This is a genomic window from Enterobacter sp. BNK-13, assembly GCF_048685015.1.
In the GTDB taxonomy this organism is placed as follows: domain Bacteria; phylum Pseudomonadota; class Gammaproteobacteria; order Enterobacterales; family Enterobacteriaceae; genus Enterobacter; species Enterobacter quasiroggenkampii.
In genome coordinates this window covers 2614600-2629349 of record NZ_JBLQTP010000001.1, presented here as the reverse complement: position 1 = coordinate 2629349, position 14750 = coordinate 2614600, and the positions used below count along the sequence as shown (strand labels likewise).

General features: G+C 55.3%; 15 protein-coding genes. 5 read left to right on the top strand and 10 right to left on the bottom strand.

Translation table 11 applies throughout. From position 1 onward, the window contains the following. Window positions 1–77: 77 nt before the first annotated feature. Genes fliK through fliF form a run of 6 tightly spaced genes read right to left on the bottom strand, consistent with a single transcriptional unit; the run spans window position 78 to window position 6512 of the window. Window positions 78–1310: a flagellar hook length control protein FliK gene (gene fliK, locus ACMGGQ_RS12830; RefSeq protein WP_262766028.1), complete on the bottom strand. Its 1233-nt coding sequence runs from the start codon at window positions 1308–1310 to the stop codon at window positions 78–80. Continuing rightward, on the bottom strand, window positions 1307–1750 hold the full coding sequence (fliJ, locus tag ACMGGQ_RS12825) for a flagellar export protein FliJ (protein ID WP_021241386.1): 444 nt from the start codon (window positions 1748–1750) through the stop codon (window positions 1307–1309). The genes fliK and fliJ overlap by 4 nt, the downstream gene beginning before the upstream one ends. Window positions 1751–1771: 21 nt before the next feature. Further along, complete coding sequence (fliI, locus tag ACMGGQ_RS12820) at window positions 1772–3142, bottom strand: flagellar protein export ATPase FliI (RefSeq protein WP_045908161.1); 1371 nt, start codon at window positions 3140–3142, stop codon at window positions 1772–1774. Beyond that, window positions 3142–3849 (bottom strand): flagellar assembly protein FliH, encoded by a 708-nt coding sequence (gene fliH, locus ACMGGQ_RS12815; RefSeq protein ID WP_045908162.1) that lies wholly within the window; start codon window positions 3847–3849, stop codon window positions 3142–3144. Before fliH ends, fliI begins: the two co-directional genes overlap by 1 nt. Further along, the gene (gene fliG / locus ACMGGQ_RS12810) at window positions 3842–4840 is read right to left on the bottom strand and encodes a flagellar motor switch protein FliG (RefSeq protein ID WP_008500327.1); all 999 of its coding nucleotides are present in this window, start codon (window positions 4838–4840) and stop codon (window positions 3842–3844) included. Before fliG ends, fliH begins: the two co-directional genes overlap by 8 nt. After that, complete coding sequence (gene fliF / locus ACMGGQ_RS12805; protein ID WP_048029395.1) at window positions 4833–6512, bottom strand: flagellar basal-body MS-ring/collar protein FliF; 1680 nt, start codon at window positions 6510–6512, stop codon at window positions 4833–4835. Before fliF ends, fliG begins: the two co-directional genes overlap by 8 nt. Before the next feature lie 228 nt (window positions 6513–6740). On the opposite strand from fliF, the gene fliE reads away from it, so the two are divergent. After that, a complete protein-coding gene (gene fliE, locus ACMGGQ_RS12800; RefSeq protein ID WP_008500329.1) occupies window positions 6741–7055 on the top strand; it encodes a flagellar hook-basal body complex protein FliE in 315 nt (104 codons plus the stop codon). 74 nt (window positions 7056–7129) lie between these two features. Continuing rightward, window positions 7130–7543: a lipoprotein YedD gene (yedD, locus tag ACMGGQ_RS12795; RefSeq protein WP_234083871.1), complete on the top strand. Its 414-nt coding sequence runs from the start codon at window positions 7130–7132 to the stop codon at window positions 7541–7543. A gap of 94 nt (window positions 7544–7637) precedes the next feature. Here the strand turns inward: yedD and amyA are convergent, their stop codons facing one another. Genes amyA through fliD form a run of 4 tightly spaced genes read right to left on the bottom strand, consistent with a single transcriptional unit; the run spans window position 7638 to window position 11407 of the window. After that, a complete protein-coding gene (gene amyA / locus ACMGGQ_RS12790) occupies window positions 7638–9125 on the bottom strand; it encodes an alpha-amylase (RefSeq protein WP_262805274.1) in 1488 nt (495 codons plus the stop codon). A 51-nt stretch (window positions 9126–9176) separates the two neighbouring features. Continuing rightward, window positions 9177–9551, bottom strand: a complete 375-nt coding sequence (gene fliT / locus ACMGGQ_RS12785; RefSeq protein ID WP_045908165.1) for a flagella biosynthesis regulatory protein FliT — start codon at window positions 9549–9551, stop codon at window positions 9177–9179. Window positions 9552–9556: 5 nt separating this feature from the next. Then, window positions 9557–9961 (bottom strand): flagellar export chaperone FliS, encoded by a 405-nt coding sequence (fliS, locus tag ACMGGQ_RS12780; protein ID WP_196351795.1) that lies wholly within the window; start codon window positions 9959–9961, stop codon window positions 9557–9559. 21 nt (window positions 9962–9982) lie between these two features. Then, window positions 9983–11407, bottom strand: coding sequence for a flagellar filament capping protein FliD (gene fliD / locus ACMGGQ_RS12775; protein WP_233096248.1), 1425 nt, complete (start codon window positions 11405–11407; stop codon window positions 9983–9985). A gap of 401 nt (window positions 11408–11808) precedes the next feature. Here fliD and ACMGGQ_RS12770 point away from each other — a divergent pair, with 401 nt between their 5' ends. The 3 genes from ACMGGQ_RS12770 (at window position 11809) to ACMGGQ_RS12760 (ending at window position 14741) form a co-directional block, all read left to right on the top strand. Beyond that, window positions 11809–12624, top strand: a complete 816-nt coding sequence (locus ACMGGQ_RS12770) for a flagellin (RefSeq protein WP_198925388.1) — start codon at window positions 11809–11811, stop codon at window positions 12622–12624. A gap of 62 nt (window positions 12625–12686) precedes the next feature. Next, complete coding sequence (gene fliB, locus ACMGGQ_RS12765) at window positions 12687–13892, top strand: flagellin lysine-N-methylase (protein ID WP_420290121.1); 1206 nt, start codon at window positions 12687–12689, stop codon at window positions 13890–13892. Window positions 13893–14021: 129 nt separating this feature from the next. Beyond that, complete coding sequence (locus ACMGGQ_RS12760; protein ID WP_008500338.1) at window positions 14022–14741, top strand: RNA polymerase sigma factor FliA; 720 nt, start codon at window positions 14022–14024, stop codon at window positions 14739–14741. Window positions 14742–14750 lie beyond the last annotated feature (9 nt).

Sequence of the window (14750 nt, the reverse complement as noted above, 5' to 3'; positions counted from 1 at the left end):
TTAATAAGGTGATTATCCCGTGTCCTGCTGTCGTCAAAGCGTGGAAAAGACGGGGATAATCACGCTACCTCTGGCGTTTAGGCGAAGATGTCTACGGCACTGTTACCGCGCGCGGCGGATTGCAGGGCGGCAGGAACGGGCAGTAGTTCATCGCTCTCTTCATTAAAACCGCCGGTGTTGCCGGAACGCGAAGCCTGGTGCTGCTGCTGGGATGAGGACTGCTGCTGCCCGGCAAAGCTCTCGCTGCTGACGCTGCTCTGCGCAAGCTGAATGCCGTTCTCCGCCAGTGAGGTCCGCAGTACCGGCAGCGCGGCTTCCAGCGCCGCACGAACATGGCTGTGCGCAGAGACCATCTGCAACTGCGCCTGGTTATCATCCAGCTTAAGCGAAATTTGTACCTGACCCAGATCTTCCGGGTGCAGACGCAGCTCGGCCGTCTGCTGGCCCTGTTTGGTGAACAGGGTGATGTGCTGGCTCAGGGACTGCTGCCATTCATGCGTGCCCAGAGGCTGGCTTAACACCGGCGCGGGAGCAACGGTGGCGGCCGTCTGACTGGTTGCATGGCTGGACATAATCGGTGCCAGGGTAGCCGTCGGCGATGATGAAGAGGAGGCGCTGGCGAGCTCCTGCTTCTCTGCGGTTGCGGCCACGACCGGCGTCGCCGGCGCGTTGCCCGACAGGGCCGGGTCGCTGTTTTTCGCCTGACTCTGATAAGGCGCAGCACTCTGCGCTTTATCATGGCTTCCCGGAAGCGCGTTCAGGGACGGTTGGCCCGCGCCGTTTTGCGCAAGCGCCGCTGTACTCAGCGTTGCGGTGGCGGAGACGCCGTCACTGCCAGCTACACGAGAGGCGGTAGTTTGCTGGTGCGGCAGCATCGCCATCAGGGCGCTCAATCCGGCCAGCTCCTCTTCGCTCAGCTCGCTTTTACCGTCATCTTTGCTGTTCGCGGCATTGATCGTCTTCAGTGCGTCACCTTTAGACAGCGGCACCAGTCCGGAAACCAGCGTATCAAGCGAGGTGACGGGCGCCGTCTCGTCGCCATTCAGCGCGGTTTGGCGCGAGAGCAGGTCGGCAATTTTGGCCTGCAGGGTGGTATCCCCTTTGGCGTCCTGAGCAACGTGGGACAGCTTGCTGCCGGCGGCTTTCAGGTCAGCCAGGGTCAGTGGTGCATCTTTGCCCTTGCCCGTCGCGTCCGACAGGGCGCCCGCGAGCAGCGCGAGAAAGTCCTGTGCACCGTCGGTGCCTTTCCCCGTCTGCGTACCGCCTGACAGGTCGCTGTCGCTCATCAGCAGTTGTTGCAGTGTGATCATTCCGGTTTCCTCATTGATGCGCGCTGGGCAAACTCATCCATTTTTTTCTGATCCAGACGGTTTTCCGCCAGGGTCGTTGCCGCAATCTGTCGGTCCTGTAAGGTCTGCCAGGCCTGCAGTCGCTGCTTCTTCTCGCGCCAGAAATTCAGCGCGGTATCGACTTTCTGGGTCCACTGGTGAAGCTGCTGGCGATGCTGATCTATCGCCTTCTCCAGCGTCTGGATAAACTGCTGATAGTTAATCCAGCGCTGGCTTCCAATGCCCTGTGTCATATCGGTATTGAGGTTGGTGCGATATTCATGCTGATAGTCGATTAACATCTTCAACTGTTCTTCAGCCTGCTGGCACCCGCGTCGCATTGCGCCAAGCTGCAATGCGGCATCATCAACTTCTTTTTCAGCCAGATCTTTCAGCGTTGATAACGCGCTGTTTTGCGCCATGACCTTCGCCCTCCACCTGTGTTACACCTGCGGGAAAATCAGCTCCAGTGCCTGAATTGAATCTTCCCAGTTGGCACGTTCAAAAATGCCTTGTTGCAAAAATGCCTCCAGCTGCGGCCACAGGGTAATCGCTTTGTCGAGCATCGGGTCGCTGCCTTTGGCATACGCCCCCACACTGACCAGATCGCGGTTGCGCTGGAAGCTGGAGAGGAGTTGTTTAAAGTTACGCACGCGGGCGTAGTGCTTCTCGGTTATCAGCGCCGTCATTGCGCGGCTGATAGAGGCTTCAATATCAATTGCCGGATAGTGTCCGGCTTCGGCGAGACGACGCGACAGCACAATATGACCGTCAAGGATCGCGCGTGCGGAGTCGGCAATCGGATCCTGCTGGTCATCGCCTTCGGTCAGCACCGTATAGAACGCGGTGATGGAGCCGCCGCCGCTGATACCGTTCCCCGCACGTTCCACCAGGGCAGGGAGTTTGGCGAAGACCGAAGGCGGGTAGCCTTTGGTCGCCGGTGGCTCACCGATAGCCAGCGCGATTTCACGCTGCGCCATCGCGTAGCGGGTCAGCGAATCCATGATCAGCAGCACGTGCTTGCCGCGGTCACGAAAATCTTCGGCGATGCGGGTGGCATACGCTGCCCCCTGCATACGCAGTAACGGCGACACGTCCGCCGGTGCGGCAATGACCACTGAGCGGGCACGGCCTTCCGCACCCAGAATGTTTTCAATGAAATCTTTAACTTCGCGACCGCGTTCGCCGATCAGGCCCACAACGATAACATCCGCCTGGGTATAGCGCGCCATCATGCCGAGCAGAACGGATTTACCCACGCCTGACCCGGCGAACAGGCCCATACGTTGTCCGCGTCCCACGGTCAGCAGGGCGTTAATCGGGCGTACGCCGGTATCGAGCACATGCTCGATAGGGGTTCGCTGCAGGGGGTTAAACGGCTGGGTGATTAATGCGCCGGTTTCGGTGGTGTCCGGCGAGGGCAGCCCGTCGAGCGGCTTCCCGCTGCCGTCCAGCACGCGACCCAGCAGGGCAGGACCAAGCGGCAACTGCTTCCCGCTTTGCAGCCCATCGCCAGACGTGTTTTTGGCATACACGCGCGCGCCGGGCAGAATGCCTTCCACCTCTTCAAGCGGCATCAGGAACAGGCGCTGGCCGTTGAACCCGACCACTTCGCTTTCCACTTCACGCGTTTCCAGACCGTCCTGACGCTCGATCACACAGGTCGCGCCCAGCGGCAGCTGCAGGCCGGTGGCCTCCAGTACCAGACCGGTGGCGCGCGTCAGTCGCCCATAACGACGAACAGAGGGCAGTTGCGCCATCTTCGTCTCAAAATTGTCGAGCGTGGTGAGCCAGCGGGTGAGGCGTGCGGTCATCAGACGACTCCCGGTGCCGCCAGGCGGCACAGTTCCTGCCAGCGGGTGGCGACGCTGGCATCCAGATCGCCTTCATCGGCTGAGACTTTGCAGCCGCCGTGATGTAACGACGGATCGCCGCGCAGACGCCAGCCGTGCAGGTTTAGCGTCGCGCCCAGGCTCTCTTCCACGCGCTGCAGGTCGTCCGGATGGACGCGCAGCTGCGGCTTACCGCTGAACAGCGGCTCCTGCTGCAGCAGGCCCTGAATTTGTTTGATCAGCGCTGTGTTATCCACGACGGGCGTCTGGCCGATCACCTGACGCGCGGCTTCCAGCGCCATCTGCATCAGTCGCGAGGCAATCACGCTGTCCAGCGCGTCCAGCGTGTGCTGAAACTCGCTGACCAACTGCTGCATGCGGGCATGGATCGGCGCCTGCTGCTGGCGCGCCTGATCGATACCGTGCTCTAGCCCTTTTGACAGGCCTTCCTGATACCCCAGCTCGTGGCCTTTCTGCCGGCCTTCGTTCAGACCGGCATTGTAGCCCTGCTCGTGCGCCTGCATTTGCAGCTGAGCCAGCATCTGTGCTTGCTGCTCTTCTTCGCTTAGCTCAGGCTGTTCGACGTCCGGGTCAAGCTCCTCGGTCGGGATCACGGCTGGCGTGAACTCGGAGAGGGGAGGGGCCAAATCGTCCGGCGTCCAACGCTTCCACGGCAGCTCATTAGACATAGGTGTCGTCTCCGCTGCCAATCACCATCTCGCCGGTTTCCGCCAGACGACGAACAATAAGCAGAATGGCTTTCTGTTCGTTTTCCACCTGAGACAGACGAACCGGGCCGCGGTTGGCAAGGTCGTCGCGCAGGATATCGGCCGCACGCTGAGACATGTTGCGCAGGAACTTCTCGCGCAGCGGCTGCTCGGCGCCTTTGAGGGCGATAAGCAGCGACTCGGAATCCACTTCCTGGAGCAGGCGCTGGATGCTGCGGTCGTCCACTTCGACGAGGTTTTCGAACAGGAACATCTCGTCGATGATTTTCTGTGCCAGCTCGCCGTCGAATTCGCGAACCGCCGTAATGACGGCCTCTTCCTGCTGCGTTTTCATCAGGTTGATGATTTCCGCCGCCGTTCTCACGCCGCCCATTTTGCTGCGCTTGAGGTTCTGGCCGTCGAGCAGGTTGTTCAGCACCTCGGTCAGCTCCGCCAGCGCGGCAGGCTGGACGCCGCCGAAGGTGGCGATACGCAGCATCACATCGTGACGCAGGCGCTCTTCGAACAGCGCCAGAATATCGGCCGCCTGACCACGTTTGAGGTGGACAAGGATGGTGGCGATAATCTGCGGGTGCTCGTCGCGAATAAGGTCGGCGGCACTCTGCGGTTCCATAAAGTTGAGCGTTTCGATACCGCTGGCGGTATCGCGCGTTTCCAGAATATCTTCCAGCAGGCTGGCGGCACGCTCTTCGCCCAGCGCCTTGACCAGCACGGAACGCAGGTAGTCGTTGGCGTTGACGTTCAGCGCGGCAAACTGTTCGGCTTCCTGCTCAAACTCCGACAGCACTTCGGTCAGCTGCTTGTTGGAAATTTGACGCACGTTGGCCATGGCCGCACTGAGAATCTGTACCTCTCGCTGGGAGAGGTGTTTAAACACCTCTGCTGCGCGATCTTCGCCAATGGTCATCAGCAGGATGACGCTTTTATCGGTGCCCGTAAGCGTATTACTCATGTTCGTTACCCATCCACTGGCGGATGACCAGCGCCACGACGCGCGGATCGTTATCTGACATTTCGCGAATGCGCTGGCTCATCACCTCGGCACCCATGCGCTGGTTAGCACGGCGTTGCTGCATCTGTTCATCTTTACTGAGGCGAACTTCAACCGCTTCTTCCGTTTCCTGACGCGCATTCATCTGCTCGCGAGCCGCTTTTTCAGCTTCAGCACGGCGCTGGAGCTGTGGACGAACGCCCTTACGCCACAGCAGCCACGCGACAATCAGCACCAGCAGCCAGCGCCCTGCGGACATCAGCTGGTCGATAAACGCCTGCTGTTGCCAGAACGGCAGTTCACCGCCGGTCTCTTCAACCGAGTTGAACGGTGAGTTCACCACGTTGAGGGTATCGCCACGCTTCTCGGAGTAACCCATCGCTTCGCGGGTCAGGTTTTCAATCTGCTTCATCTGCTCGGCGGTCAACGGCAACGGTTTGCCATCCGCCAGCGTTTTGTAGTTCACCACTACCGCAACAGAGAGACGCTGAATATCGCCCACGTTCAGTTTAGTGTGGCGAATCGTTCTATCCACTTCGTAGTTCGTGGTTTCGTTACGGCTGGTGTTTCGTGGGCCGCTGTTATTCGCCGTAGAGGTGGTCTGCTGATTATTTTGCTGACCGTTCTGCTGATTGGCCGGCGGCGTAGAGATCGGCGCCGCGTTTGCCGGGGCAGGCTGGTTAGACAGCGCGCCCGGCACGCCGCCCGGGTAGGCACCGCCAACCTGCTCGCTGGAGTTGATTTGACGCGAACGCATGACCGCCTGAGCCGCATCGCCGTTCGGACTGTACTGCTCTTCGGTTTGTTCTTTATTCGAGAAGTCGATCTGCGCGGTGACCTGCGCGTGCACGTTGCTGTTGCCCACAACCGGGCCGAGGATCGCTTCGATACGACGCTGGAGACGGCTTTCGACATCGGCGGCATATTTCAGCTGCGCGTCATTCAGATCGCGACCGGCGGTGTTGGATTGCGTCAGCAGGTGACCGCTCTGGTCAACCAGCGTCACGTTACCCGGCGGCAGACCGGCGACGGCGCTGGAGACGAGATGCGTCACCGCGCTGATTTGCCCTTCGTCCAGCGCGCGGCCAGGCTCAAGGTTCACGGTCACGGAAGCCGAAGGTGATTTCTGTTCGCGGACAAATAAGGAAGGTTTAGGCATCGCCAGGTGCACGCGGGCGCTCTTCACCGGGCCTAATGTTTCAATGGTGCGGGCCAGTTCACCTTCCAGCGCACGCTGGTAGTTCACCTGCTCGCTGAACTGGCTGATACCGAATTTTTCCTGATCCAGCAGCTCAAAGCCTACCGCGCCGCCTTTCGGCAGCCCCTGCTGGGCCAGGCGCAGACGCAGTTCGTGCACCTTATCTGCCGGGACCTCCAGCGCACCGCCATTATCGGCAAAGCGATAAGGGATGTTCATCTGGGTCAACTGGGTGACGATGGCGCCGCCATCCTGATCGGAAAGGTTACTGTAGAGCGTCCGGTAATCAGGGCTTTTCGCCCACAGGACCATCGCTACAAGGATCGCAATTGCGGCAGCGCCTGCCACGATCAACGGGATTTTAGGATTCGCGCGAAGGCGGTTCATCCACTCGAGTGATTTATTTTGCGGCGCTGTCGATGCTGTTGCACTCATTGCGCACCTCTTAAATCCTGGTGGTTTACGTTATTCGTGTAGAGAAACAAAACTGACTCCCGGGTCGGCAAACACGACAAAAGTTCCATATTGATGGCCCTGCCATTATTTGATGATTCGTGATTTTCTATGCGTCAAATAACCTGGTTTTTTCATGCTATTTACCGCCATTATCTTATTGACAAGCTGTTAGTCTTGACCGCGTAAAAAACCATCCAGGGGAGAGTCATGGCTATACAGGGCATTGAAGGGGTAATCAGTCAGTTGCAGGCAACGGCGATGACGGCCCGTAACCAGAATGTGGCAGATCAGCAGCCGAGCATCAGCTTTGCAGGGCAACTGCATGCCGCTCTTGACCGTATCAGTGATACCCAGACCGCAGCGCGCACTCAGGCTGAGAAGTTCACCCTCGGCGAGCCGGGCGTGGCGCTGAATGATGTGATGACCGATTTGCAAAAAGCCTCGGTTTCTCTGCAGATGGGGATCCAGGTGCGTAACAAGCTGGTGTCGGCCTATCAGGAAGTGATGGGGATGCAGGTCTAAGACCTGTCGATCTTCGCTGGCAGCCGCAGCGCTTTAATGCCACAATATTTTTTTCTTCGAATGCAGGAAAGATGATGAAAAAAATAGCAATTGCTGGCGCGCTGCTGGCACTGACCGGGTGCGTTCAGGTAGATAATTATAACGACGTGATCAAGCATCCTGTCCCGTCGCAGTTGGCGGGATACTGGCAGTCGAAAGGGCCGCAGAGCAACATGGTCAGCCCTGAAGCGATTGCCACGCTGGTGGTGACGGAAGAGGGCGATACGCTGGACTGCCGTCAGTGGCAGCGCGTGATTGCCGTGCCGGGTAAAATCATGCTGCGTTCAGACAGTTATTACAACGTGACGCGTAAGCTGGATATCTATCCGCTGGAGCGCGATGGCTCGACGCTTGAGTACGACGGGCTGGAGCTGCAGAAGGTCGATCGCCCAACGGTTGAGTGTGCCGATTACCTGAGCAAGAATCCGCTGGCGAGTAAACTACCGTAGCCGTTTTTTTGCCGGGTTGCGGCTTCGCCTGACCCGGCCTACAAAAGTACCGTCCCGTAGGCCGGGTAAGCGTCAGCGCCACCCGACTTTGTTTCTACAACGCATCCTCAATCACCCACACGCTGACGCTTCCGCCTTTGCAGGTAAACGTTCCTTCGCCATCCGCCGCCGTGGTGACCGTTTCTTCGCGATTGCCGAGAAAATCACGCCACGTTTTATTACCGTAGTTTTCCCCCAGGCAAATCACCTTCTCTCCGTCGTCGCCGTTTGACATCACCACCACGCAGCCGGGATCGTCATCCGTACCGCTGCGGCTGAAGGCGATGCAGTTAGGATGGTCAAAAAACAGCGTCTGCACGCCATGGGCAAAACGCTGGCGCGCGAGGATCAGCTCGTGGAGCTGCTCAATGACCGGCATATCAATATGGTACGTTTCTCCGTCTCCTCCCGTATCGTCATAGCTGGCACCAAAGAGGTCCGGATAAAAGACGCTCGGCACGCCATTTTCCCGCAGCAGGATCAGCGCATACGCCAGCGGTTTAAACCAGGCTTCGACCGGGGCTTCCAGCGCCTGCAAAGGCTGGGTGTCATGGTTCGCGACGAGAGTCACCGCATGAAACGGATCGGCTTCCACCAGCGTGCCGGTGAAGATTTGGCTCATGTCGTAATCCCGACCCTGACGCGACGCCTCGTGGAATTTCATCTGCAGGGGGGCATCAAACAGCATGGTTTTGCCTTCGACCTGGTTAATATAGGCCTGAAGCTTATCCACCTCGTGGGACCAGTATTCCGCCACGATAAACAGCGGCTGGTCGGCGACTTCCTGGACGTGCTCAATCCACTCTTTGTAGAACCAGGCGGGTATATGCTTGACGGCGTCCAGACGAAAACCGTCGCAGCCCGTCTGTTCCATGACCCAGCGGGCCCAGTATTTGATCTCCTCGGTGACGGCGTGATTGCGAAAGTCGATATTTTCGCCCATCAGATAGTCGAAGTTACCCATCTCATCATCAACCTGATCGTTCCAGCCTTCGCCGGTGTAGTCGTTGACGATTTTAAAAATGCCGTCTTCATCGGGGTTTTCAATGTGGTCGACGCCGCTGAAGCATTTGTAGTCCCAGATGAACTGGGAATATTGCCCGGCGCGGGCAGGGAAGGTATAGCGGGTCCAGGCTTCACACTCGATGACCTCATCATCGATTTGCGTGCGATCCTGCTCGTTCACGCGCTGAACGCGCACAGGCTCTTTTTCATCGGCACCCATTTTGTGGTTGACCACCACGTCCAGCAGCACGGCAATGTCGTTGCGCTTGAGGGCGTCGATGGCCTCCAGCAGCTGCGCTTTGTCACCGTATTTGGTGGCGATACTGCCTTTCTGGTCAAACTCGCCCAGATCGAACAGGTCATAGGAGTCATAGCCGACAGAATACCCGCCTGACGCGCCTTTATAGGCGGGCGGTAGCCAGATCATGTTAATGCCGATTTCGTTAAGATTGGGTGCTAACGCCGTGACCTCTCGCCACAATTCACCGCCAGCAGGGTAGTACCAGTGAAAACATTGTAACAGGGTGGGGTTTTTCATCATCCTTGCTCCAGAAGCCATTGGCAGACTTCTGGAGTATGGATGAAGAAATCATAGTTGTGTGTCGCGGGTAAAACTTTCTGGATAAAGAATATTCCCTGACAGCTTTCCATAGGTAGACGTGATGGATTGCTGTTTGCCGGTTTGATCGATCAGACTGCGCAGTTCGTCCATGCGGACTTTCAGCAGCGCCTTAAGCGCATTTTCATTTTCAAGGATCATTTCCAGCAGCGCACGCGCTTGCTCAACCTGAGCCGGAGGGCATGACATGATGGGCGTTTGAGAAATCCTTTCCACCAGTTGTACGTAATGCATTTCCTGCTCGATAAGCGCATCCCATTGACCAGAATGTGCGAGATTTAGCATAGCAATGCTCTGAGCATGTAACGCCTGCCAGTGGCTAAGCGCTGCGCTGGGATTATTCATCAAAATTATCCTGAAATAGAGGACGCATTGGGGCCGATTTGCTTCCACGCATCCGCAATGTTGTTTAATAAACCCTCGACTTCAACAATTGCGTCTACGTCATTACTGACATTTGCCAGTAACAAACGTCGAACCATATATTCGTACAAGGAGGCAAGGTTACCGGACAACTCGCTCTCAACCTCCATGTTCAGTCCTGCTTTTAAACCGTTATCGATGATGTTGATGGCTTTGGATAACGCTTCGCCTTTCTCACGAATTTGTCCGGCTTCCAGGAACAAACGCGCGCGAACAAGGGCGCTATGCGCCCCGTCGAACAACATGACAATCAGCTGGTGTGGACTGGCATTCATCACTGCGCTTTCGACTCCTATCTGCTGATAGGATTGAACACCAGAGGTCTTATACATTTCCACTCCTCAATGCGACGACTATTTTTGTGAGAACTGTTGGGTCAGGTAGTTGGCTGTACTGGTCATTTTGGTGACTAATACGTCCAGGCTGGTGAACTGGGTTTTGTAACGTGCCATGGTGGCTTCAATTTGGGCATCCATGGCATCGTAGCGTTCGCCCAGGGTTTTCAGCGTTTTGTTGATCCCATCTTTCGCGTTCTGGATCACCCCGGCGCTGCCGGTACTGGTGCTGAGCATGGTATCCAGTGTTTTACTCATCTGGGTGGCCATGCCGGTTGTTTTTCCGTCGCCGACAAAGTACTGCTGTACGGCGTTCGGGTTATCGGTAAGCGCTTTTTTCAGCTTATCGGTATCCACTTTTAGGTTACCGATAGTGCCGTCCGATCCTTTTACCGGGTCCTGGGTAATCCCCAGTTGGGCCATGATCTGAACCGAGCCGGCCTGCACTTCGGTCAGCAGACCGCGCAGTTGAGACTGGATCCCACGCACGTTAGCATCACCGACCAGCGCGCCGTTGCTGGTAGACTGGCTGCCGGAGCCTGCATCGACCGGCACATATTTCGTCAGGCTGTTAATGGTGGACTGCAGCGAGTTGTACGCCGTGACCCAGTCTGTAATCGCCTTCTGGTTTGCATCCGTTGCGCGCGAAACCTCAAGGGTTTCATCGGCTTTGCTTTCGGCCTTCACCGAGAAGGTGACGCCAGGCAGCGCATCGGTAATGGTATTCGATTGACGCTCGATAGAGATGTTGTTCACCACCACGATGGCGTTCTGTGCGTCGGTGTTCACCGTCAGCGCGCCCGTTTTGGTGGTTGAGTCGTAGCCAATGGCGCTTTGCAGCTTGGCGTCGCCAGTGACGCTGACGGTCATCGCACCATCGGTACCGGTGGTTTTTGATGACAGCATCAGGCGGTAATCACCGTCTTTCGCTTTAATGACGCTGGCGGTAACGTTGCCGTTCGCTTTATTAATGGCGCTCGCGATCCCGGCCAGCGACGTATCGCCATCGGCCAGCGTGACCTCTAAAGGCGTTTTCGTGCCCGGCTGGGTGATGGTGATTTTACGCGTCGTCCCTGTCGTATCGCCGAGCAGATCCGTGTTGTTTGCATAGGAGCCGGTAGTGAGCGCCTGTGCTTTTGCAACCTGGTTGACGTTAACCACAAAGGAACCCACGGACGCATCAGCTGTCGTCGTGGCGGTAAAGGCCGTGTTGGTGCTGCTCACGGACGTTGAGTTCCAGGTGGTGGCTTTACCCAGTGCAGCGGTGGCAGTCTGCAGCGATGTCATGGCGCTCTGCAGCTTGCCGTAAGCGCTTAACTGTGCGTTATACGTTGATTGCTGGGAAGTAATCGTCGTCAGCTTGGTTTTCTCTGCCGCTTCCAACTGATTATATAAATCCCCGAGTCCTGCAGAACCTATCCCGAGGTTACTGATAGTAGCCATGCATATTTTCCTTAAAATACGAAAGTAGTTCAGGACTCTTATCGGCCTCTTAACGTAAAAGTTTACGATGGTGAGAAAAAAATAATCCAAAGAATAGGCACGTCCTGGCGGGGTAAATGAAAGGATTGCACTTTAGGATCATTATCACTGCATTGAAAACACGAATAAGTGTGTGCCTTTTTTGTCATCTCTTTGCGCGTTAAAAAAGCGTAAATAATAACGCGCTGACGGACCTTAATTGATTTTTTAAAAATAAATCCGTTAATAATCAGTTGGTTGTAATTTTTTCAAAATTGATTCTAAAGTCTTTTGGGGACCCGTCGATAACCTTGTTGACGGTGAGAGACGCTGTGAGTGTTAGGCACCGGACCTAAAACCCAATTTTTGAAGGAAACAAAATTATGGCAGTTATCAATACTAACCTGTTGTCCCTGACCACTCAGAACAACCTGAACAAATCTCAGTCTTCTCTGGGCACTGCTATCGAGCGTCTGTCTTCCGGTCTGCGTATCAACAGCGCGAAAGACGATGCCGCTGGTCAAGCGATTGCAAACCGCATGACCTCCCAGATTAAAGGCATGAACCAGGCTGCACGTAACGCCAACGACGGTATCTCCATGGCGCAGACTGCTGAAGGTTCTCTGAACGAAATCAACAGCAACCTGCAGCGTGTTCGTGAACTGGCTGTTCAGGCAAAAAACGGCACCAACAGCGCATCTGACCTGGCCTCTCTGCAGGATGAAGTAAAAGCACGTCTGGATGAAATCGACCGTGTTGCGGGCAAAACTGACTTCAACGGCATCAAACTGCTGGACGGTACTGCTGGTGCAGTTAAAATTCAGGTTGGTGTAAACGACGGCGACACCATCGATCTGGACCTGAGCGGTGCTAAAGCTGACTCTACTACTCTGGGCGTGAACGCTATCGACCTGAAAGCATTGGCTGGTACTGAACTGGATACCATTGACAAAGCTATCGCTAAAGTTGATACCGCTCGTTCTGGCCTGGGTGCTGTGCAGAACCGCTTCACTTCTGCAATCAACAACCTGAACAACACCTCTAACAACCTGTCTGCTGCTCAGTCCCGTATCCAGGACGCTGACTACGCAACTGAAGTTTCCAACATGTCTCGCGCGCAGATCCTGCAGCAGGCTGGTACTTCTGTTCTGTCTCAGGCAAACCAGGTTCCACAGACTGTTCTGTCTCTGCTGCGTTAATTTTACGCACGAAACCCCGCTTCGGCGGGGTTTTTTTATCTCTGCTATTTGAGAATCCGCCCGTGAAACAAATCAGTGTCACTCAACCAAAGCTGGTCGCAGATTTTTCATGTGTCGGTGGGGAATGCCGCGAACATTGTTGTCAGGGCTGGACCATCGCATTTGATAAATCCTCCGTTAATCGCTATCTGAACAGTAAAAATGCCGCCATTCGTCACACAGCGAAAACGGCGATAAAAGTTACCAAAAAACAGTATGGCAACTGGGGCGAAGTGATTTTCCATACGGAAAGTAAAAACTGTCCGTTCATGGATACGGAAAAACTCTGTTCTATTCACAGCGCCATGGGCGCGCAGGCCTTAAGTCCAACCTGTTCGTCGTTTCCACGGACAAACCGGGTCTATAAAAATGAAATCGAAAAATCATTGAATCTCTCGTGTCCGGAAGTCACCCGACTTCTGTTGAACGATCGGGAGTCTATGTCGATGATGGAATCGGTCATTGTCCAGCAGGACGTCAATACTGCGCCGATGATTGATTTAAAGGCAAAAGTCATCAATCTCTTCTGCCAGAATATATTCAGCGTTGAGGACGTTAGCGTTGAAGAACAGGCCTACGCCGTGGTGAAGTTCCTCATGGTGGCTGAAAAACTCGAAAACCTGGAAGAAAATATCGGCACGCTCGAAACGGTTTATTTCTCGCTGGTTAACGAACTGGTGAGCGGTAAAATCAAGACGGAGCTGGGCGGATTTAATCAGAACTACAGCCTGAAATTCGCGTTAATTTCGCTCATCCAGAGCTACTTTACGAAGAAAGCGACGGCCCGCGGCGGTGCGGTATTAAACCGTTATTTTAACCAACTTTATCAACAATTTGAGTCTGTGGGTGACACCGTGCCGGCAGAGAAGGTCATGGAGAACATCGAGTCCGTCTGGCGCGATGTGGCGGGTAGTTACCTGGCGACCAATGACCACTCATTTAAGAACTTTTTTAAATACAAACTCTGGGAGCAGGGGTTCCCGCAGAGCAACGGTCGCAGCATGTTGAATAATCTTTATTTAATCGTTGCCGAGTACTATTTCCTGAAAACGTTACTTGCCGGTCAGGCTATCGTGGCGGGGAAAATTGAACAAGATAATATCATTGATGTTATTTACAGCTTCCACTCCCTTAGCCAACATAATCAGGAAGCGGGAAAGCTCTTTCATCAACATATAGATAGCGTCAAACTGGGCGACGATCTTTCATTGTTGCAACTGTTAATTTAGGCAGAAAAGTTGCCCCGGTTGAGGGCAACCTCAGAATAACCTCACTTTATCCCCCTTTTTCATCCAATTGAACGCCCTGCAGAATCGGATAATCATGCCGATAACTCAACTAACGCAGGGCTGTTTATCGTGAATTCACTCTATACCGCTGAAGGTGTAATGGATAAACACTCGCTGTGGCAGCGTTATGTCCCGCTGGTGCGTCACGAAGCATTGCGCCTCCAGGTGCGCTTGCCGGCGAGCGTGGAACTCGACGATCTGCTACAGGCGGGCGGTATCGGGTTATTGAATGCAGTTGACCGATACGACGCTCTGCAAGGAACGGCATTTACGACTTACGCAGTTCAGCGTATTCGTGGTGCGATGCTGGACGAGCTGCGCAGCCGTGACTGGGTGCCGCGCAGTGTTCGCCGCAACGCACGCGAAGTGGCGCATGCGATGGGGCAGCTGGAACAGGAACTGGGACGCAACGCAACGGAAACTGAAGTGGCGGATCGTCTTGGCATTGCTGTTGAAGAGTATCGTCAGATGTTGCTCGATACCAATAATAGCCAACTCTTCTCTTATGACGAGTGGCGAGAAGAGCATGGCGATAGCATCGAGCTGGTGACGGATGAGCATCAGCAAGAAAACCCGTTACACCATTTAATGGAAGGGAATTTACGCCAGCGCGTCATGGAAGCTATTGAAGCTCTGCCTGAACGCGAACAGCTGGTATTGACCCTTTATTACCAGGAAGAGCTTAACCTCAAAGAGATTGGCGCTGTTCTGGAGGTGGGAGAGTCGCGGGTGAGCCAGCTGCACAGCCAGGCCATTAAACGCTTACGAACCAAGCTGGGTAAGTTATAGGTGATTGAT

Excerpts from the sequence above, each read along its gene's own strand:
- fliK (WP_262766028.1), bottom strand. The coding sequence starts at position 1,310 with ATGATCACACTGCAACAACTGCTGATGAGCGACAGCGACCTGTCAGGC.
- fliJ (WP_021241386.1), bottom strand. The coding sequence starts at position 1,750 with ATGGCGCAAAACAGCGCGTTATCAACGCTGAAAGATCTGGCTGAAAAA.
- fliI (WP_045908161.1), bottom strand. The coding sequence starts at position 3,142 with ATGACCGCACGCCTCACCCGCTGGCTCACCACGCTCGACAATTTTGAG.
- fliH (WP_045908162.1), bottom strand. The coding sequence starts at position 3,849 with ATGTCTAATGAGCTGCCGTGGAAGCGTTGGACGCCGGACGATTTGGCC.
- fliG (WP_008500327.1), bottom strand. The coding sequence starts at position 4,840 with ATGAGTAATACGCTTACGGGCACCGATAAAAGCGTCATCCTGCTGATG.
- fliF (WP_048029395.1), bottom strand. The coding sequence starts at position 6,512 with ATGAGTGCAACAGCATCGACAGCGCCGCAAAATAAATCACTCGAGTGG.
- fliE (WP_008500329.1), top strand. The coding sequence starts at position 6,741 with ATGGCTATACAGGGCATTGAAGGGGTAATCAGTCAGTTGCAGGCAACG.
- yedD (WP_234083871.1), top strand. The coding sequence starts at position 7,130 with ATGAAAAAAATAGCAATTGCTGGCGCGCTGCTGGCACTGACCGGGTGC.
- amyA (WP_262805274.1), bottom strand. The coding sequence starts at position 9,125 with ATGAAAAACCCCACCCTGTTACAATGTTTTCACTGGTACTACCCTGCT.
- fliT (WP_045908165.1), bottom strand. The coding sequence starts at position 9,551 with ATGAATAATCCCAGCGCAGCGCTTAGCCACTGGCAGGCGTTACATGCT.
- fliS (WP_196351795.1), bottom strand. The coding sequence starts at position 9,961 with ATGTATAAGACCTCTGGTGTTCAATCCTATCAGCAGATAGGAGTCGAA.
- fliD (WP_233096248.1), bottom strand. The coding sequence starts at position 11,407 with ATGGCTACTATCAGTAACCTCGGGATAGGTTCTGCAGGACTCGGGGAT.
- ACMGGQ_RS12770 (WP_198925388.1), top strand. The coding sequence starts at position 11,809 with ATGGCAGTTATCAATACTAACCTGTTGTCCCTGACCACTCAGAACAAC.